The organism is Pseudomonas sp. Irchel s3b6, assembly GCF_900187415.1.
Classification (GTDB): Bacteria; Pseudomonadota; Gammaproteobacteria; order Pseudomonadales; family Pseudomonadaceae; genus Aquipseudomonas.
The window spans coordinates 110,893-130,037 of the sequence record NZ_FYDM01000011.1; the positions used below are offsets into that span (position 1 = coordinate 110,893).

Below are 19,145 nucleotides of genomic sequence, written 5' to 3' on the forward strand. Positions count from 1 at the left end.
ACAGGGCGTCGAGCGTTGTTTTACGCAAGCGCTTCGCGCTGGCTGTTGCCGTCAACCAGGCGGGCAATGCCCAGCGGGTTGGCGTCTTTGAGCGCCTCGGGCAGCAGGGCGTCCGGGCAGTTCTGGTAGCACACCGGGCGCAGGAAACGCTCGATGGCCAGGCTGCCGACCGAGGTGCCACGGGCGTCGGAGGTGGCCGGGTACGGCCCGCCATGGACCATGGCATCGCAGACCTCGACCCCCGTCGGATAACCGTTGAACAGTACTCGGCCGACTTTTTGCTCCAGCAGCGCCAGTAACTCGCCGTGCTCCTGCAGGTCCTGCGCTTCGCCGATCAGGGTGGCGGTGAGTTGGCCGTGCAAACTGTTCAGCACCTGTCGCAACTGTGCCTTGTCGGCGACTTCGACGACGATGGTCGTGGGACCGAACACTTCTTCCTGCAGCAGTGGATCCCCCCTGAGCAAGAGGCTGGCGTCGGCCTTGAACAGTTGCGGTTGTGCGTGATTGCCTGGTTGATCCTGGCCGGCCAGGCGATGGATGCCCGGATGGCTGAGCAACGCTTGCACGCCGTTGCTGTAGCTACGATACGTACCCGCGTTGAGCATGACTTGCCCCGGCTGTTCGGCCATGTGCGCGGCGAGGTGTTCAACGAACGCGCTGAACGCAGGAGAGTGCATGCCGATCACCAGGCCCGGGTTGGTGCAGAACTGACCGCAGCCCTGGACCACCGACGCCACCAGTTCGCTGGCGATTTTCTCGCCCCGCAGGTGCAGGGCTTCGGGCAATACCAGCACCGGGTTGATGCTGCTCATTTCGGCGAACACCGGGATCGGCTGTGGCCGGGCGGCGGCCATGTCACAGAGGGCGCGGCCACCTTTGAGCGAACCGGTGAAACCGACGGCCTGGATCGCCGGATGCTTGACCAGTGCTTCACCGACGCCGGCCCCGTAGATCATGTTGAACACGCCCTTGGGCATGTCGGTTTGCTCGGCGGCGCGCAGGATCGCATTGGCCACGCGCTCGGCCGTCGCCATGTGTCCGCTGTGGGCCTTGAACACCACCGGGCAACCGGCGGCCAACGCCGCTGCGGTGTCGCCACCGGCGGTGGAGAACGCCAGGGGGAAGTTGCTTGCGCCGAACACCGCCACCGGACCGACGCCGATCCGGTACTGGCGGATGTCGACCCGTGGCAGCGGCTGACGCGCGGGCAATGCCCGGTCGATGCGCGCCCCATAGAAATCGCCCCGGCGCAGCACCTGGGCGAACAGGCGCATTTGCCCGCTGGTGCGCCCGCGCTCGCCCTGGATACGCCCGCTGGGTAAGGCGGTTTCCCGGGTGACCAGGGCGACGAATTCGTCATCCAGGGCATCCAGTTGGCTGGCGATGGCCTCGAGAAACTCCGCCCGACGACTGGCTGGCAGGTTGCGAAAGGTCGGGTAGGCCGCCGCGGCGGCCAGGGCGGCAGCGTCCACTTCCTCGAGTGTGGCCTGGGTGAAGGTGTAGGGCAGGGCTTCGCCACGGGTGGCGTCATGGCTGTGCAAGGTGATGTGGCCGGCGGCACTGCGCGCACCGCCGATGTAGTTATGGCCGATGATCTCGGGCATGGAAAACTCCTGTTGAAAAGAGGGGGCTAATGCCTAATGCCGATCAGTTAAGGAGCGGAGGTCGCATTTGTAGGAGTGAGCGTGCTCGCGATGAACTCAAGGGCAACGCGTTTAATCAGAAAGCACGCGTTATCGTTAACGTCCATCGCGAGCACTCGAGCGTCGACCGGCTGCTCCTACACAGGTCGACGTTCGCTTAACTGACCAACTCACTACCCCGGCGCGTAGACGCTGGTGCTGCGTGACCCAACGCCGCGATCCGCGCCGCCGACTCGGCATCCACCTGATGCAGCGACTTGCCACGGGTTTCCCGGGTCAGGCCGACGGCGATGAGGGAAATCACCGAGGCACCGACCAGGTACCAGGCGATCGGCGTGGAGCTGTGGTACTTGTTGAGCAGGGTGATGGCAATCAGCGGCGCCAGGGAGCCGGCGAAGATCGGCGCCACCTGGTAGCACAGGGACAACGCGGTATAGCGCACGTGGGTCGGGAACATTTCGGCCATCAGGGCCGAGTAGGGCGCATAGGTCATCGACTCGATGGCCAGGCCCAGGGTGATCGCGGCCATGATCAGCCAGTTGTTGCCGGTGTCCATCATCGGGAACCCGACGAAACCCCAGAAGGCCGTGAGGACCGCGCCGGTCAAGTACACCGGTTTGCGCCCGACCAGGTCGGACAGGTAACCCATCACCGGAATCAGGAAGAAGTGCAGCAGGTGCGCACCGAACATCAGCAGCAGAATCTCCGAGGTGTCCTTGTGCACTACCAGTTTCAAGTAGGTGATCGAGAAGGTCACCACGGTGTAGTACAGGATGTTTTCGGCAAACCGTGCGCCGATCCCCACCAGCACCGCGCGCCAGTGGTGACGCAGGACTTCCACCACCCCCAGTTGCTGTTGCTTGGTCTGCGCCTGACGGGCCTGGGCTTCCTTGAAAATTGGTGCGTCATCGACACTGGTACGAATCCAGTAGCCGATCAGCACCACCACCGCCGAGAACCAGAACGCCACGCGCCAGCCCCAGGCGAGGAATTGTTCCTCCGACAGGTTCGAGGACAACAGCAGCAGGGCGACCGTGGCCACCAGGTTGCCGGCTGGCACCCCGGCTTGCGGCCAACTGGCCCAGAAACCCCGGCGATTGTCCGGGCAGTGTTCGGAGACCAGCAGGATCGCGCCGCCCCATTCACCACCGAAGGCGAAGCCCTGGATCAGCCGCAGCAGTACCAGTAGCACCGGCGCTGCATAACCGATCTGGTCGAAACCGGGCAGGCAGCCCATCAGGAAGGTGGTGATGCCGACCACCACCAGGCTCAGTTGCAGCAGGCGCTTGCGGCCGAATTTGTCGCCGTAGTGACCGAACACCAGGCCGCCCAGCGGGCGGGCGAGAAAGCCGACCGCGTACAAGGCGAAGGCGGCGATGATGCCGTCGATCGGGCTGTCGGTCTGGCGAAAGAACAACTGGCCGAAGACCAGTGCGGAGGCGGTGCCGTAGAGGAAGAATTCATACCATTCGGCGACGGTGCCGGCCATGGCGGCGGCCACGACACGCTTGAGTCCCGAAGGGGTGGTTGCGCTGTGGGTGTGCTGAGGATTGGACATGCTGGCGTTTCCTGTAGGGGCGCAAAGACAGGTAGCCGGGGCTGGCCCGTGAGGGCCGGCCCGGCAATCACTCAGAGACCGACGTCCGGCAACTCCGGACGGTTGGCCAGGGCCTTGGCCATGATCCGCTCGACGAACACCCGGTCGGCTTCCGGCAGGGCCAGGCGTGGCGGACGGGTCAGGGCGCTGCCACGGCCGGCGATGGCTTCGCACAGCTTGATGCACTGCACCAGGTCGGCGCGGGCGTCCAGGTGCAGGATCGGCATCAGCCATTCGTAGATCGGCATGGCTTCGGCGAAGCGACCGGCCTTGGCCAGGCGGAAGATGGTTTCGCCTTCTTTCGGGAACACGTTGGACATGCCCGAGACCCAGCCTTCGGCGCCCACGGCGATGCTTTCCAGCACCACGTCGTCGAGGCCTGCGAACAGCACGAAACGATCACCCACTTCATTGCGCACGTCGATGAAGCGGCGGGTGTCGCCGGAGGAGTCCTTGAAGCACACCACGTTGTCGCAGTCGGCCAGGGAAATCAGGATGTCCGGGGTGACGTCGTTCTTATAGATCGGTGGGTTGTTGTAAACCATCAGCGGCACGTCGGCATTCTTGGCCACGTAGCGGTAGTGCTCGGCGGTCTCGAACGGCTTGGAGCCGTAGACCAGCGCCGGCATCAGCATCACACCGTCGACGCCGACCCGGCGTACCGCGTTGGCGACCTTGGCCGCCTGCACGCTGGTGAACTCGGCGACACCGCAGATCACCGGCACCCGGCCTCGGGAAGCGTCGACCGCAACTTCGGTCACGGCGATTTTTTCTTCGGCGGTCAGTGAGGTGTTTTCCCCCACCGAACCGCACACCACCAGGCCCGACACGCCGTCACGGATCACGTTGGAAATCACCTGGTGGGTTTTTTCCAGGTTGATCGAGAAGTCATCGTTGAATTGAGTGGTCACCGCGGGGAAGACGCCACTCCAGTTAATGCGCTTGCTCATTGTTGCCTCCGGTTCGTTTATTGTATTTCGTATACGATATTTTAAATGGCGATGCTCGGCTAGTGCTTTTTTCAATCAAACAGTGGTTTTTTCAGCCGTTGGTCTGGGGGAACGGTATTTCCCGATTGCGCCGATTCCTGTGGCGAGGGAGCTTGCTCCCTCGCCACAAAAGCTCCGGTTCGGCGTCAGGCGCCGGGCCAGGTGTCGGACAGGCGATAGCCTTGTGGCCACGGATCGCTGGGATCGAGCAGCAACTGGTGGGTGCCGGTGATCCAGGCGCGGCCGGAGATGCACGGGTATATCGCCGGGCGCCCGGCCACTTCGGTCAGCGAATCGATGCGGCAGTGGAACTCGGAGCCAAGGATCGAGCGGCCGATAAAGCGCTCGCCCACCTGCATCAGTCCCTTGGCCTGCATCACCGCCATGCGTGCCGAGCAGCCGGTGCCGGTGGGGGAGCGGTCGATCTTGCCCGGTTGAATCACCACCGCGTTGGCCCCGGTCGCGATGCCGTTCTCATGCACGATGGGGGCAGCGATCTGGCAGAAGGAGATGTGCGACCACTCAGGGTTCAGCGGATGGACGAAACCCAGTTGCTCGTTGGCCGCCCGGGTGATTTTCAGCCCGACCGCCACCAGGTCGGCCGCCTCGTCCGGCGCGATGGCAAAGCCCAGGCCCTTGGCGTCGGCGATCACGAAACTGTCGCCGCCGTACGCGGTGTCGACCTGCAATGAGCCCAGGCCTTCGACTTCGATCCACGCATTGAGGCGGTCGGCGAAGGAGGGTACGTTCTTGACTTCGACCCGTTGGACCTTGCCGTCACGGCAGTCGGCCACGACCTCGATCAGGCCACCGGGGGCTTCGAGCACCAGCCGGGTCTGCGGTTCGGTCATCGGCAGGATGCCGCTGTCGAGCAGCACGGTGGCCACGCACAATGAGTTGGAGCCGGACATGGGCGGGGTATCGGCCGGCTCCATGATAATCCAGGCCATCTGTGCCCTGGGGTCCTTGGCCGGCACCAGCAGGTTGACGTGGCGAAACACCCCGCCGCGCGGTTCGTTGAGTACGAAGTTGCGCAGGGTCTGGTCCTGGGCGATCCAGCGTGACTGTTCCCATACCGTGGCGCCGGGTGGCGGGGCGACGCCGCCGACGATCACGTCGCCGACTTCGCCTTCAGCATGGCAGCTGACTACATGGATGACTTTTGATGAACGCATGGCTTAATCCTTCTATCACCTATTGAGGCCCATCGCGGGCAAGCCCGCTCCCACATTGATCTGTGGCAGCCATCGATTTTGTGTACACCACCCAACCCTGTGGGAGCGAGCTTGCTCGCGATGGTCGCAAGAGCGACGCGTTTATTCAGACTGCACGCGTCATCGTTAACGACCATCGCTGGCAAGCCAGCTCCTACAGGAGGTTTGCGTCGGCCATTGGTTATTTCACTGATTTGAGAAAGGCCGCGGTTTCCGCGTGCAAGGGATTGCCAATGACCTGGTCCGGCGAGCCGATCTCATGCACCAGGCCGTTGCGAAAGAACGCCACGCGGTCGGATACGTCGCGGGCGAAACGGATTTCATGGGTCACCAGGACCATGGTCATGCCGTCTTCGGCGAGCATGCGCATGGTGTCCAGCACCTCGCCCACCAGCTGCGGGTCGAGGGCCGAGGTGGCCTCGTCGAACAGCATGTAGTCCGGCGACATGGCCAGGGCGCGGGCAATTGCCATGCGCTGTTGTTGACCACCGGAGAGCTTGCCGGGGAAGGTCTTGAGCTTGTCGCCCAGGCCCACGTGGGTCAGCTGCCGGACCGCCAGTTCCTCGGCCTCGGCCTTGCTTTTGCCGAGCACCTTGCGTGGCGCCAGCATCACGTTTTCCAGCACCGTGAGGTGGGGAAAGGCGTTCCATTGCTGGAACACGATGCCGATCTTCTGCCGCAGGCGGTTGAGGTCGGTGGCGCTGTGGTGGACCTCGACGCCGTCGACGCGGATGTTGCCTTTCTGGATCGGCTCCAGGCCGTTGATGCACATCAGCAGCGTGGATTTGCCGGAGCCGGAGCCGCCGATGATCGACACCACCTCGCCCTTGTTCACCGTCAGGCTGACACCCTTGACCACTGCCAGGTCGCCGAAGGATTTGTGTACGTTGTCGATCTCAATCATTTTCTTGCCACCTTCTTTCCAGACGGGCGCCCAGGCGAGCGACCACCAGGCTCATGACGTAGTAGATGAGGCCCGCGATGCACAGCACCAGCAGGGGTTCCTGGATGCGGGTCACGATGGTTTGCGAGGCGCGCAGCAGTTCGACGATGCCGATCCACATCACCAGCGCGGTGTCTTTCATCACACTGAGCACCAGGTTCAGCCAGCCGGGGAAAGCCACGCGGGTGGCCATCGGCAGGACGATCCAGCGCAGGTCCTGCAGGTAGCTGAGCCCCAGCGAGCGGCTGGCCCGGCGCAGGGTGAACGGCACCGAGAGCACGCCGCTGCGCACGATCTCGGTGAAGTACGCGGCGGCGTAGACCCCCAGCACAATGCAGCCAACGCTGAAGGCGCTGATGTCCAGGCCGACGATGCTCTTGAGCGAGTTGAACAGCACGAACTGGATCAGCAGCGGCACGCTGCGAAACACGTCCAGCACCCAGGCCAGTGGCAGGCTGGCCCGTGGCAACAGGGCGCGCAGCAGACCGAATAGCAGCCCGGCGAAGGAGCCGAGGATGATCGACCAGAACGTCAGTTGTAGCGTGACCCAGGCACCCTCGAGGAGGAACAGCAGGTCATTCATGGAAAAGCCGGTGTTCGACATGTTCACCTCCTCAGTAACGGAACAGCCGCCAGGACATCAGCCGGGCTACCGCGACGATCGCCTTGGCAATCAGGTAATACAGCACCGCTGCAATGGCGAAGTACTCGAAGGTGCGGAACGTCTTGACGTTGTAGTCCTGGGTCACCCCGGTCAGGTCGTTGTTCAGCCCGACGATCACCCCCAGCGAGGTCATGAGCACCGCCCAGACCATCTGATTGGTCAATGGGTAGAACACGATCCGCAGCAATTGCGGGACGATGATCATGCGGTAGGCCTGGAAGGCACTCATGCCCAGCGAGCGTGCCGCCCGCACTTGGGTATCGGGCACCGCCTTGAGACCTCCGCGAAAGTTCTCCGCCAGGTAACCGGCATTGTTGAAGGTGATCCCGGCCAGCAGGGCCAGCCACGAACTGACATGCAGGCCCAGGGAACCCAGGCCGAAATACAGGACGTAGATCTGGAACAGCGACGGGGTGTTGCGGGCGATCGATACCCAGCCGTTGCCGATGCCACGCAGCAGCGGGTTTTTGGTTTCTCGCATCACGGTCAGGGCCAGGGCGATCAGCACGCCGAAGATCATCGACAGCGCCGCGGTCTCGAAGGTGACCAGCGCACCGGCGAGCATGTCCGGCAGGGCACGCAGCGCAGAGCGCCATTGGAAGGTGTAATCAAACATGCGCGGGGCTCTCAAGGTGGGTGGCAGGTTGCAGCCAGGCCGGCAGGCGCCCGCTGGCGGTGGCACTGCAGGCAGCGTCGACGCATTCCTGGAGGCTGGCGAAGTGCACCTTGCGCCCCACCAGGCCCGGTGCGTAATGGGCGTACTTGCCCGAGTTGGTCATCAAGGTGGTGGCGGCCGGCGGGATCACCGGCTCGCCGAGCATGCACCAGCAGGTATCGGTGACCAGGGTCGCGCCAAAGGCCTCGATCACCGCGATGTGCCCGGCCGCGCGCGCCTGCTCCAGCACCGCACGGCCGCAGGTGATGGCGAGCACCACCTGCGGGTGCTTGCGCCGACCGCGACACAGCCGCGCTAGCCGGGCAAATTCGCTGAGGGAGAAATGCGGGTTGCCCAGCGACACCACATCCACCCGGCTGTCGCGGGCGCTGTTGAGCTCGCGCCAGCTGACCAGCAGGTCCTCCAGGCGGATGCGCTGCAGCGGTATGACGGCCTGCGGGTCCAGCATCTGCGCCGGGTCCATGGCTTCCGGGGTGACCCCGGCGATGTGGAACAAGGGGGCGGCAGAGGTGGTGGCGAAGGCCGCGCCGAAGGCTTTCAGGTCGTCCAGGTCAGGCGTGCGCTGTTCCAGCCCGAGCACCAGGGGAATGCGGCTCCCCGCCAAACCGCCGATGTGATAACCCAGCAGCGGGTAGAAGGCATCGTCCAGCTCCCCCAGGTCGGGCAGTTCGACGCGCAGCGCCGCTTTGCGCTGCGCGTCCAGGTGGCAGCCAATCAGCGGCGCGCGACCGGTCAGGGCGATGCAGATGTCCAGGTAGTCCGGGTATTTCAGGGTGCGGGCGCCGAGCACGCTGTTGGCGTAGACCACGGCGTTGGACTCGGCCCAGACGATCTGCTCGCCGGCCTTCGGTGCGCTGTCGAGCAGGTAGGGCGCGCAAGTGAAACTCAGCTGCGCGCCCATTGCCATGTACGCGTCGCCCAAGGCACTGGCCGGTTCCCCGAGGGTCGGGTCGATGCCCAGTTCGCGCCAGCGGCGCTGGTCGACGGAGATCGAATTGAGGGTGGTTGGCACCCGGACCTTTGCTCCCCATTGCACCAGTTGTTCGGCAAAGCGCAGGCTCGCCGGCCCGGTGTAGATGCAGCCATCGATGTGGGCCTGGGTGACATCCACCAGGCCGTGGGCACCTTGCAGTTCGGCCATGCGCAGGACGATCTGCATGGCCACCTGGGCGGCCTTGCCCTGTTGGCCGTCGAGCAGCGCCCGATCGAACCCGGTGAGTTCGAACGAGGGTGTGCCCGCTGCGCCGGGCAATGGCGGAGCGGCTGCCCGCCAGGCATCCTCCGGTGGTTGTGGGAACAGTTTCAGGGCGCCGTCCTCGACTCGTGCGAAGGCCTTGCCGCGCAAGGCGGCGAAGGCCTCCCTGCCGATGCACAGCACCGGCAGGGAACGCTCGAAAATGACCTGGGCCACCAGCACGCCCAGGGTGAGGATTTCATCCGCTTCAGCCAGCACCAGGGCAGCGGGTGCATGGCCGTTGCTGATCAACTCCATCAACACACTGCTGCCGGTGCAAGAGCCACGGCCACTGGGAATGGCCAGCACCCGGCCGGCCAGGTGTTCACCGCTGAGGGGGTGGTGGCGGTCGATGACTTCCCCGCTGAACGGGTCGACCCCACCCCAGAAACTCAAGCCGACGTCGGCGAACAACAGGGCGCCCTGTGCGGCGCCCGCGACCAGGCTGCGCCCGGTCAGAGCGGTTGGCCCAGGCATACCGGACATCTCAGTAGTAGACCTGTGGCACGGTCAGATTGGTGGGCGGGATCTCGGTGCCGACCCATTTGACGAACAACTCGTTGTAACGACCGGTGCGCACCTGCTGGTTGACGAACAGGTTGAGGTAGTTGAGCAGGCCATACTCGTTGCGCTTGGCGCCCAGGGATACGTAGTCGATCACGTAGGGGGCGTTGCCGGCGACTTTCAGGTTCTTGTATTTGCCTGACTTGAGGGTGGCGGCGGCCACGGTGTTGGTTACCACGGTAGCGTCGATATGGCCCTGGGCGACCGCCAGCAGGGTGTCGTTCTGCGACTGATAGGCGCGGAAGGTGCCGGTGCCCCAGTTCTTCACGTCTTTTTCCAGGGCGATGGCCTCATAGGTGCCGCTGGTGTTGCCCACGGGCTTGCCCTTGAGGTCGGCGAAGCCGTTGATGCCGGTGTTGTCGCGGGTCAGCACCACCATCTGGAACGCGAAGTAGGGCACGGTCAGGCCGACGGTCTTGGCCCGTTCGAGGGTGTCGGAGGTCGAGGCGACGATCACGTCGGCGCGCCCGGAGACCAGTGCCGGGATGCGGTCGGGGAAGGGGGTTTCCACCACTTCGGCATCCACGCCGAGGATCTTCGCCAGGTCGTGGCAGTAGTCCACGTCGAATCCGGCCGGGTTGTTGCCGGCATCGCGAAAACCCATGGGCGGGAAGTCCAGGGTCACGGCGCAGCGCAGCTTGCCGGAACCGATGATGTCGTCGAGCTTGTCGGCCTGGGCGGTGGCGATGAAGGAGGTACTGAGCACAGCGCTGAGGGCTACGGCAAATGCTGGGTTTTTCATAGAGGCCTCGTGGTGGGTGAAGTGCGGTCAGGTATCGTATTGGGGATTTCGTATACGATATTAACAATAGCAATCACTGTGCCTGTTTCCAGGCCGAAGCACGAATAAATTCTCAGGCCTTGAGCTAGAGGCTTTGCAGGGGGGCAGTCGCCGACAGGGTGACACCCGGCGCGTCGGACGCCCGGTGGTGGGTGTTACATATGGGAGCAGTGGGTGAGGGGGCGCCCCTTTCGGGAACACCGGCGGGGCCCAGGCTCAGCGCCGGTTGTCGCGGTATTGGCTGGGCGAGAGGCTGGTCAAGGCGCGGAACTGCCGGCTGAAGGCGCTGTGGTCGGTGTAACCGCAGCGCAGGGCGATCTCGGTGATGGGCTGTTCGGTCTCCAGTAACAGCCGCGAGGCTTCCTCCAGGCGGGCCTTGTGAATCATCTGCCGTGGGGTGAGCTGGAACACCCGTTTGCAGTGACGCTCCAGTTGCGCCACGGAGAAACCGGCGATGGCCGTCAGCTCGGCCAAGCTGATAGGCCGGGCGAAGTGGCGACGGATATGGGCGTCCACCGCCGCCAGTTTCTGGAACGCCGGGTGGCTGGATTGCGGCAACTGCAAGTCGCGGGAGATGCCGGCCAGGCCGACGATATGACCGTGCTGGTCGCGCAGGGCGAGCTTGTGGGTCAGGCACCAGATGGGCTGGTTGCCGAAGTAGAGATGGAGTTCAAGCTGGTCGGCCAGCTCACGACCGCTGGCCAGCACCCGCCGATCCTGTTCGGTGTAAAGCGGGCCGAAGCGTTCGGGGAAGACCTGGTCGGCGGTCAACCCGAGCAGGTCGGCACTGTGCTTGAAGCCGCAGCGCCGGGCCAGGGTCTGGTTGACGAAGGCATAGCGGGCCTCGCGGTCCTTGATGAAAAACACCACGTCCGCCAGGGTGTCGAGCAAGGGTGCGATGGGGGCCAGGCTGTCGAGCAAGGTCGGCAGGTCGCAGGGCTTGAAGGCGTTGAGTGAGGGGTACATGGCGCCGAGGGTCTGGTGGGGACCCCCGGGATCATAGAGGCTCGGCCGCGTGGCCGGAAGCCCCGGTGGGATTCAGGCCGGCGGGGTGTCGTCCAGGCACAGCAAGGTCTCGATCCGTGCCGGGCTGAACGGTGGGCGTGGCGTCGAGGGTTGCCAGCCGAACAGGTGCTGCACGGCACCGCCGCATACCCGGCCCTGACAGGCGCCCATGCCGCAGCGACTGGCCAGCTTGGCCTCGCGCCAGTCGGCGTGGCCGGCCAGTGCCGAGTAGGGCACGTCTTCGCAGCGGCAGACCAGGGTGTCGGGAGTGGCCAGGGACTTGAGTGGCGCACCGAGGGTAAACGCCCGGTTCAGCGCCTTGGCAAAGCCCTGCCAACGCGCCCGGCGCGGCCACAGGTGCCGGGCCGCGCCCCTGTCCCCGACGGCGGCGTGGCCGGCAATCGCGCCTTCCACCAGCGCCAGCTCGCTGCCGCCGAAACCGGTGCATTCGCCCGCCGCATAGTGATCGGCACGGCTGCTGGCCTGCCAGGCATCCACCGCCAGGGCTTGCCCTTCGACGGCGCACCCCAGGGCCTGGCCCAATTGGGTGTTGGGGATCAAGCCGAAGCCGCAGGCCAGACGATCACAGGCCAGCTCGACGATTTTTCCGTGTTGTTGCAGGCGTACGCCTTCCAGCCGTTCAGTGCCGAGGGCGGCCAGTACATGGGTGCTGCTGCGGTAGTGACGGTCGAACAGGGTGAACGACTGCATCAGCTTGTTGGGCCAGCGTGGCAGGTGCGCGGCGAAGCCGGCGACGGCGGCCAGCGAGGCTTGCTCGGCGATGCGCAGTACGTGGGCGCCGTTGTGTCGGGCGGTGGCGGCGCAGGCCAACAGCAACGGTCCGCTGCCGGCGATCACCAGGCGTTCGCCCTGTACCGGCAGGCCACCCTTGATCAGCGCCTGCAGGCCACCGGCCCCGGTCACCCCCGGCAAGGTCCAGCCGGGGAAGGGCAGGAGCAGTTCACGGGCACCGGTACACAGGATCAGTTTGTCGTAGCCGATCAGCCAGCCGCGCTCATCGTCTTCCACCAGCAGTTGTTTCGGGCCAGCGCAGGCGATCACCCGGGTAGCGGGGTGACGGCGGATGTTGCGGCAGGCCTCCAGGCGCTCGCGCAGGCGGCGGGCCGGGTTCGGCAGGCTGGCTTGGGGGCCGTCGCGCCAGATTTGCCCACCCGGCAGCGGGTTGTCGTCGAGCAGGACGATGCGTGCGCCACTGGGGGCGGCGGCGAGGGCGGCGGCCATGCCGGCGGGGCCGGCACCGATGATCAGCAGGTCGGCGTAGTCGCTCATGGTCGTGTCTCCACCTGCATGCCATCACGGCATTGAGTTTGGCAGGCCAGGCGCCGCCTGCCGTCAATGGTCACCCGGCATTCCTGGCAGATGCCCATGCCGCACAGCGGTGCGCGGCGCTGGCCACTGACCGAGGTGCGGCTGCAACCGTCGCCCCCCAGGGCCAGCGCGGCGGCCACACTGGTGCCTTCGGCCACGCGCAGGGCACGACCGTCCAGGATCAAGTCAGGCATACACGGCCTCCCCGAGGAAACGTTGTGGCAGATAAGGTTGCGCGGCCAGTGGCGAGGGCTCGTCGAACAACTGCGCCAGCAACAGGTCCGCGGTGCCGGGGGCGGTGGTCACCCCCAGGCCTTCGTGACCGACCGCCAGCCACAAGCCCTTGCGTTGCGGGTGCTGGCCCACCAGCGGCAGGCCGTCGGGGCTGGCGGCACGAAAGCCGGTCCAGGCGCGGATGCCATTGAGCCGGGCCAGCCCCGGCATGTACTCGGTAGCGCGCTTGAGCATCTTCGCCAGCATCCAGCCCTCGACCTGGGGGTCGGTGGTGCCGAACTGGCGCGAGGCACCGATGAACAACTGCCCGGTCGGCCGCGGTTGGATGTTGCAGGCCGTCGATGGGCCTGTGGCATTGTGGGCGCTGGTGACGTAACCGAGTTCCACCAGCGTGTGGGTGACGGTGCCGGGGTAGCGGTCGGTGATCAGCAGGTGGCCTTTCTTCGGTTCGATCGGCAACTCCGGGCACAGCTCGCTGGCCTGGACACCGTTGGCCAGCACCACGGCCTCGGCACTCAGCCAGTGGCCGTCGTCCAGGCGCACGCGGTTGCCCTCGACTTCGCAGACCCGCGCCCGGCGTTGGCGGATGTTCGCGTGGTCGAGCATCCAGCGAGCGGTGGCCGGGGCATAGAGAATGCCGTCGCCATGGATCAGCAGGCCGCCCTCCAGGCCTGCGCGCAGTTCCGGTTCGCGCTGGCGCAGGGCGCTGGCACCGAGCAACTCGCACGCCACGCCCTGGGCCTGCAGGTTCAGGTATTTGCTCTGGGCCACGGCCATTTCTTCGGCATTGGCCGCCAGCCACAGGGTGCCATTGCTACGGTAGGCGCAGCCTTCGGGCAAGGATGGCGCGTGTTCGCGCCAGCGTTGCAGGGAATACTGACTCAGGGCCAGTTCGGCCGGGTTATCGTCGAGCACCAGCAAGTGCCCCATGCCAGCCGCCGTGGCGCCGGGCAAACCAGCGTCCAGCACCAGTACGTGCAAGCCGCGAAGGGCCAGGGCCTGGGCACAGGCGGCGCCGATGATGCCGGCGCCGATCACGATCACATCGGCCACCTGGCCCTGGCTCATGGGCGAATGCCCCAGGCGAACGGGTCGTCCTGCTCGATGATCAGGCTGGCTTCGGCGCTGATGAACGCGCGACCGCGAATGGTCGGCACAATGCGCTCGCCCTGCCGTTCGTAAGAGCCTTCGAACTCGCTGCCGATCACACTGGCCTGGCGCCAGATCTGCCCCGGCTGCAACTTGTCGTCGGCGGCCAGGCACGCCAGTTTGGCGCTGGTACCAGTGCCGCAGGGTGAGCGGTCGTAGGCTTTGCCGGGGCAGAGCACGAAGTTGCGGCTGTCGGCTTGCTCGTCATCGGCGAACAGTTCGACATGATCGATCAGGCCGCCGTCTTCGCCACGGATGCCCTGGACTTCCAGTGCCTGCTGCACGGCGAAGGTGTAGGCGGTCAGTGCGTCCAGGTTGTCGCCGGCCACCCGCAGGCCATGCTCGGCCATCAGGAAAAACCAGTTTCCACCCCAGGCGATGTCGCCGACCACCCGGCCGATTCCCGGGACCTCCAGGGCCAGGGCCTTGCGGTAACGGTAGGTCGGTACGTTGCGCACGCTCACCGAATGGTCTTCGTGCAAGGTCGCCTGCACGGTGCCCACCGGGGTCTCGATGCTGTGCACACCAGGGCCGATCCTGCCCAGGTGTGCCAGCGAGGCCACCAGGCCGATGGTGCCGTGGCCGCACATCCCCAGGTAACCGGTGTTGTTGAAGAAAATCACCCCGGCACAGGCGCTCGGGTCCACAGGCTCGCACAGCAGTGCGCCCACCAGCACGTCGCTGCCCCGTGGCTCCAGCACGCAGGCGGCGCGCCATTGATCGTGGTGCTCGGCCAGTCGCTGGCGACGTTCGGCCATGCTGCCGCTGCCCAGGTCAGGGAAACCGGCGGTCACCAGGCGGGTAGGTTCGCCGCCGGTGTGGGAGTCGATCACGGTGATGCGTTTCATGGGTGGGCCACGTCCGTTCAGATGAGTGAACGAAAGAGTGGCCTGTCCAGGGGGGTGTCGGCTTGATGGATTTATCCGGCGCCGATGACGAAATCAGCACAGTGGCCTGCGGCTCAGTGGCTGTGGGGCAGGTGCTCGAACAGGGTCTTGCAGACCCCGGCAATGTGCTCGTCCAGCAGCTTTACCGCCAGGTCGACGTCACCGGCACGGCAGGCTTTGATGATTTCCCGGTGCTCGTGATCGGCCCGTTCCTTGCCGGCCGAGAGGCTCATCTGCATGCGCAGGTAGCGCTCCAGCTTGTCATTGACCGAACGAATCAGGCTGACCAGGAACGGGCGTTGCGCCGGCTCATACAGGCAGGAATGCAGTTCCCAGTTGAGTTCGGCCCAGCGGCCGACGTCGTCCTCGCCAATGAACTCCTGGCAGATGCGCTCCGCGCGGTCGAAGGTGTCCTGCGTCATGTTGGGGATGGCCAGGCGCAGCACCTTGTCTTCCAGCAGCATGCGCACTTCGAACATCTGCGCCAGTTCCGCGTCGGAAATCCGCGTGACCATCGCCCCGCGATTGCGCTGGAACATCACCAGGCCTTCAGCTTCCAGGCGCTTGAGGGCCTCGCGCACCGGGATCTTGCTGACGTTGAATTGCCGGGCAATGTCGTCCTGACGAATCGGCTCGTCCTCGGCGAAGTGCCCGGCGACGATGGCGTCACGCAGGTGGCGAGTGATGATTTCCGACGTCGAAGGCGTGTTGCCGAGGTCGGGAGCGTTGAGTCTGGGTAGGTTCACGGTGGCGGTCGTTTGGAGTGAGATACCGATAGGGTATACGAAATTCCTTCTTTGGGCTTCCCGGGCCCGTGGCAACCCTGGATGGTGCATCACCTTTGCTAACAGCGCAGGCTGCGGCGCAGAGGCCGTTCATGCTCCAATAACGCCCCGCATTGGCGCTCAGCCACTCCCGACTGGAAACCGAGCATGAAGAACACCGCAGCATTGACCCTCGTCTGGATACTCATGGCCGGACTGGCCAGCCCGGTCAACGCGGGGGCGGGGGATGCCCAGGCGGGCGAAAAGCTGTTCAAGCGCATCTGCGGCGGCTGCCATCAAGTCGGGGAGTCGGCCCGGGCCGGATTCGGCCCGCCACTCAACGCCATTTTTGGCCGACAGGCCGGCAGCGCCGCCGGCTACCAGTACTCCGATGCCATGAAAGCCGCCGACATCGTCTGGACCCGCGACACCCTGACCGCCTACCTCGAAGACCCCAAGGCGGTGGTCCCCGGCACCCGCATGATCTTCTGGGGGCTCAGCGACCAGGAGAAAATCGACAATCTGCTGGCGTATTTGCAGGGCTTTCAGCCGCAGTGATGTGAAAGGCCGTTATCAGCCAGCCACGTGCGCCTGGATCTGCAGTTGGCCATCGATGTCCTTGACCAGTCCACTGGCCACGAACAGCGGTACCAGTCGCTTGTGCAGGTCGGGCTCGACAAATTCCTTGACGGTGTCCAGTGCCAGAGTGCCGCTGACGTCCAGCTCGACCTTGGTGTAGGACAGCCAGGCCTTTTTCAGCATCAGCAGGACATCGCTGCCTGAGGTCGAGGCAAAGCGGCGGTTGGTCGGCTGGCCGTCGAAGGTGAAGGTGTGCCGGTGTTCATAGCCCGTCTCGTCGCCTGCGCTGGCGGCACAGCGACTGCACGTGCAGGGGCCGTTGCCGAAGGCGGTGCGCAGGTAGCTGTTGAAGTCCACCACGGGCTTGAGTGCCAGGCGCTTGTCCACTTCGAACAGGTCGCCGGTCATTTTCTCGTCACTATTCAACGTCCACTTCCTCGCAATCAAACCGTTGATATTTTTCAGCGCGGCACAATAGCAGCCGAATGGGCTGCGCAGGTTTTTTTTGCGGCGGGTTGGCTGACTGGCGTCTATTCATACCAGCAGGCTTTCTGGTCAAGGCAACTGTGTTTCTTCCGGGCAGGCGGCATCGGTGTATCCAGGGTGGCAATGGCGATGGAGATCCAGTCTGCATAGGGGCCCTGTGAGTCGCGCCAGAACAGAGACGCGCCACAGTCTCCGCAGAATTGCCGGGTGACACCGGGGGAGGATTCATACGCCTTGAGCGCGGCGGTGGGGTCTATGAGCGACAACGCCGAGCCGGGTACGCTGCCGTAGGTGGCGAAGGCTGCGCCATGGGCCTTTTGGCATCGGCGGCAATGGCAGTGGGTGATCGCCTTGAGCGCGCTGGATAGCTGGTAGTGCACAGCGCCGCACAGGCAACTGCCGTGGTGAAGTTCGTCCATGGGGGTGTCCTCAATGTCGTCGCGCTACTGTAGCGTTCAGGTGCCCCTTGGCGATTGGGGAGCGGCCGGGGCCACTCCCGAGGGCCGGGTTTACTGACGCAGTTTCGCGCAATGGTCCTGTGCCGGTTGCGCGGCGGTGTACCACACATAATCCGCGCTTTCGGCGGTCACGGTCTTGCCGACCTCGGCCAACACCAACACCGCATTGCCTTCGCCCGCTCCCAGGTCTTTCAGGTGCAGGGGCACGCCCAGGTCCTTGCGCACATGGAAGGCCCCGGCCAACAGTACCGCAGGTGTTGGTGCGGCCAGCAGGCGCTCGGCCATGCCTCGGTCACGTTGCTGCTGCACGGCGAGCATCGCCGGCATCTGCGCTTCGGGCAACAGGCCGCAATGGGACTCGCGAATATCGTCCAACAGGGTGGCTTGCACCTGGGGGGCGGTGGAGGCATCGCCGGTAAGCACAGGACGCTGTTTGTAGATCTGCCTGATCTGCGCCCGGTCCAGGTTGGCCGCCAGCAGCGGGTAGGGTTGCCCCAGGGCGTAGGTCACCAGCGCGCCATACACACTCCAGTCCCAGTTGGCTTGCCAGGCCAGTGCCTGGTAAGGATCGGCCAGTGGCTGGCCGGCACGGGTCGCGGCTTGCGCGGCATCGACCCTGGCCTGCTGGTCGGGGTTGAGCATTTCCATCAGCAGGCTGCCCTGGGGGCGCTGCGCCGCCAGTTCGCGCAGCAGCCACAATTGCAAAGCGTGGTGATCGGGGTTGTCGTGCTGTTCGCCGACCAGTACCCGCGGCGCGCTGGCGAGGCGCTCGACCAGTTGCTGCGGGGTGAGAGTGTGGCCGGTGGCGAGTTCACGGATCATTCCCAGGTCGGCGTGGTCACGCCCTTGCGGGGCGATCGGCGCCGGAGGCGGCAGTACGTGATGGGATTGGCAGGCCGCCAACAGGCCGAACAGGCAAAGCAACAGAAGGCGCATCGGTAGTCCTTGTCAGAAAGAGAGCCCCTCGTTCCGATGGGGAGGAGGGGTGATATCAGCGCGCGATGATCAGTGGGTGGCCCCGTTCCGCGTACAGTGCATCGGCGCTCAGCACCTGCTCCGGTGGACCACAGGCAGGGGGCAACCGTCCTGGTGTAACTGTAGAGGGTCACCATAGCGTGCCGCCAGTGTCCCGGTCGTAAACGTCTTCAAGGGTAAACAGAGCGGCTTTGGCCAGGCGGGTTGCCGATGGTTATGATGGCGCACCCGGACGAAGGACTTCATGCCCGGGATGACCATCAAGAGGTGACAATGGACGCATGGACGCTACACTGGCTGGAAGCCTCGGGGAGCCTTGGCGAGATTCGTGGTGATGTGATCGACGAATTCGACGTCGCCTACCAGGCGATTTCCCGCCTGCTGCCGCCGCCACGACTGGATGTGCTGATCCAGAGGCTGCCGGGCGAGACCATCGCTGAAATGGGCCTCGTCGGGCGAGCGTATCGCAGCAGCATGTTCTCGATGACCCTCGACCCGGACAACCCGAATTTCTCGTCCAGCCTGCGCAACGGCACCTTGCAGCGGCAGGTCATCCACGAGGTTCATCATTGCCTGCGCATGGCGGGGCCAGGCTACGGCTGGACCCTGGGCGAGGCGCTGGTCACCGAGGGGCTGGCCGGCCAGTTTGTCAGGCAGTTGCTCGACAGCGAACCCGAGCCTTGGGAGCAGGCCCTCACCGCCGCAGAGTTGGCACGCTCACCCGTCGACCTCAAGGCACTTGAGGCAACGTACTACGACCACAACGAGTGGTTCTTCGGTACCGGGGCTCGCCCCAAGTGGCTGGGCTATACACTCGGTTACCGGATGGTCGGGCACTGGCTGGCGGCAACGGGGGAAGTCGACGCCGACACCTGGATCAACGTACCGGCGAAGGACATCATCGCCTCGGCGGTTGAGGCAGGCATTGTGCTGCTCGAACCCTGAGTGACGAGGGTGGGGACGCCCACCCTCTA

The 19,145-nt window shown here is 65.0% G+C and carries 20 protein-coding genes; 2 read left to right on the forward strand and 18 right to left on the reverse strand.

Features of this window, described 5'->3' with window-relative positions; genetic code table 11:
• Nucleotides 1-20: 20 nt before the first annotated feature.
• From CKW07_RS18335 to CKW07_RS18410, 15 genes are all read right to left on the reverse strand, one after another.
• Nucleotides 21-1,604 (reverse strand): aldehyde dehydrogenase (NADP(+)), encoded by a 1,584-nt coding sequence (locus CKW07_RS18335; RefSeq protein WP_095146408.1) that lies wholly within the window; start codon nt 1,602-1,604, stop codon nt 21-23.
• A gap of 196 nt (nt 1,605-1,800) precedes the next feature.
• Complete coding sequence (abaF, locus tag CKW07_RS18340) at nt 1,801-3,201, reverse strand: fosfomycin efflux MFS transporter AbaF (protein WP_095146409.1); 1,401 nt, start codon at nt 3,199-3,201, stop codon at nt 1,801-1,803.
• Nucleotides 3,202-3,272: 71 nt separating this feature from the next.
• Nucleotides 3,273-4,190 (reverse strand): dihydrodipicolinate synthase family protein, encoded by a 918-nt coding sequence (locus tag CKW07_RS18345; protein WP_095077304.1) that lies wholly within the window; start codon nt 4,188-4,190, stop codon nt 3,273-3,275.
• A 185-nt stretch (nt 4,191-4,375) separates the two neighbouring features.
• Nucleotides 4,376-5,404: a proline racemase family protein gene (locus CKW07_RS18350; RefSeq protein ID WP_095077303.1), complete on the reverse strand. Its 1,029-nt coding sequence runs from the start codon at nt 5,402-5,404 to the stop codon at nt 4,376-4,378.
• A gap of 220 nt (nt 5,405-5,624) precedes the next feature.
• On the reverse strand, nt 5,625-6,347 hold the full coding sequence (locus tag CKW07_RS18360) for an amino acid ABC transporter ATP-binding protein (protein ID WP_095077301.1): 723 nt from the start codon (nt 6,345-6,347) through the stop codon (nt 5,625-5,627).
• On the reverse strand, nt 6,340-6,990 hold the full coding sequence (locus CKW07_RS18365) for an amino acid ABC transporter permease (RefSeq protein WP_095077300.1): 651 nt from the start codon (nt 6,988-6,990) through the stop codon (nt 6,340-6,342). The genes CKW07_RS18360 and CKW07_RS18365 overlap by 8 nt, the downstream gene beginning before the upstream one ends.
• Nucleotides 6,991-7,000: 10 nt before the next feature.
• Nucleotides 7,001-7,666: an amino acid ABC transporter permease gene (locus tag CKW07_RS18370; RefSeq protein WP_095146411.1), complete on the reverse strand. Its 666-nt coding sequence runs from the start codon at nt 7,664-7,666 to the stop codon at nt 7,001-7,003.
• Complete coding sequence (locus tag CKW07_RS18375) at nt 7,659-9,437, reverse strand: aconitase X (protein WP_095146412.1); 1,779 nt, start codon at nt 9,435-9,437, stop codon at nt 7,659-7,661. The genes CKW07_RS18370 and CKW07_RS18375 overlap by 8 nt, the downstream gene beginning before the upstream one ends.
• Before the next feature lie 10 nt (nt 9,438-9,447).
• Nucleotides 9,448-10,266 carry a transporter substrate-binding domain-containing protein gene (locus CKW07_RS18380; protein ID WP_095077297.1) on the reverse strand — a complete coding sequence of 273 codons (819 nt, stop codon included), beginning with the start codon at nt 10,264-10,266 and terminating at the stop codon, nt 9,448-9,450.
• Between the two features lie 255 nt (nt 10,267-10,521).
• Nucleotides 10,522-11,271: an AraC family transcriptional regulator gene (locus tag CKW07_RS18385; protein ID WP_095146413.1), complete on the reverse strand. Its 750-nt coding sequence runs from the start codon at nt 11,269-11,271 to the stop codon at nt 10,522-10,524.
• Nucleotides 11,272-11,343: 72 nt separating this feature from the next.
• The gene (locus CKW07_RS18390) at nt 11,344-12,600 is read right to left on the reverse strand and encodes an FAD/NAD(P)-binding oxidoreductase (protein WP_095146414.1); all 1,257 of its coding nucleotides are present in this window, start codon (nt 12,598-12,600) and stop codon (nt 11,344-11,346) included.
• Nucleotides 12,597-12,833 carry a (2Fe-2S)-binding protein gene (locus CKW07_RS18395; RefSeq protein WP_095077294.1) on the reverse strand — a complete coding sequence of 79 codons (237 nt, stop codon included), beginning with the start codon at nt 12,831-12,833 and terminating at the stop codon, nt 12,597-12,599. Before CKW07_RS18395 ends, CKW07_RS18390 begins: the two co-directional genes overlap by 4 nt.
• A complete protein-coding gene (locus CKW07_RS18400) occupies nt 12,826-13,941 on the reverse strand; it encodes an FAD-binding oxidoreductase (RefSeq protein ID WP_095146415.1) in 1,116 nt (371 codons plus the stop codon). The genes CKW07_RS18395 and CKW07_RS18400 overlap by 8 nt, the downstream gene beginning before the upstream one ends.
• Nucleotides 13,938-14,870, reverse strand: coding sequence for a 4-hydroxyproline epimerase (locus CKW07_RS18405; protein ID WP_095146416.1), 933 nt, complete (start codon nt 14,868-14,870; stop codon nt 13,938-13,940). The genes CKW07_RS18400 and CKW07_RS18405 overlap by 4 nt, the downstream gene beginning before the upstream one ends.
• Before the next feature lie 113 nt (nt 14,871-14,983).
• Nucleotides 14,984-15,655 (reverse strand): GntR family transcriptional regulator, encoded by a 672-nt coding sequence (locus tag CKW07_RS18410; protein WP_095146417.1) that lies wholly within the window; start codon nt 15,653-15,655, stop codon nt 14,984-14,986.
• Nucleotides 15,656-15,841: 186 nt separating this feature from the next.
• Between CKW07_RS18410 and CKW07_RS18415 the strand changes: the two genes are divergently transcribed.
• Nucleotides 15,842-16,231, forward strand: coding sequence for a cytochrome c family protein (locus CKW07_RS18415; protein ID WP_095146418.1), 390 nt, complete (start codon nt 15,842-15,844; stop codon nt 16,229-16,231).
• 15 nt (nt 16,232-16,246) lie between these two features.
• On the opposite strand, the gene CKW07_RS18420 is transcribed toward CKW07_RS18415, so the two are convergent.
• From CKW07_RS18420 to CKW07_RS18430, 3 genes are all read right to left on the reverse strand, one after another.
• Nucleotides 16,247-16,678, reverse strand: a complete 432-nt coding sequence (locus CKW07_RS18420) for a hypothetical protein (RefSeq protein ID WP_095146419.1) — start codon at nt 16,676-16,678, stop codon at nt 16,247-16,249.
• A 104-nt stretch (nt 16,679-16,782) separates the two neighbouring features.
• A complete protein-coding gene (locus CKW07_RS18425) occupies nt 16,783-17,157 on the reverse strand; it encodes a GFA family protein (protein WP_095146420.1) in 375 nt (124 codons plus the stop codon).
• Nucleotides 17,158-17,247: 90 nt separating this feature from the next.
• Nucleotides 17,248-18,132 (reverse strand): ChaN family lipoprotein, encoded by an 885-nt coding sequence (locus CKW07_RS18430; RefSeq protein ID WP_095146421.1) that lies wholly within the window; start codon nt 18,130-18,132, stop codon nt 17,248-17,250.
• A gap of 312 nt (nt 18,133-18,444) precedes the next feature.
• Here CKW07_RS18430 and CKW07_RS18435 point away from each other — a divergent pair, with 312 nt between their 5' ends.
• Nucleotides 18,445-19,116, forward strand: coding sequence for a DUF2268 domain-containing putative Zn-dependent protease (locus tag CKW07_RS18435; protein WP_095146422.1), 672 nt, complete (start codon nt 18,445-18,447; stop codon nt 19,114-19,116).
• Nucleotides 19,117-19,145 lie beyond the last annotated feature (29 nt).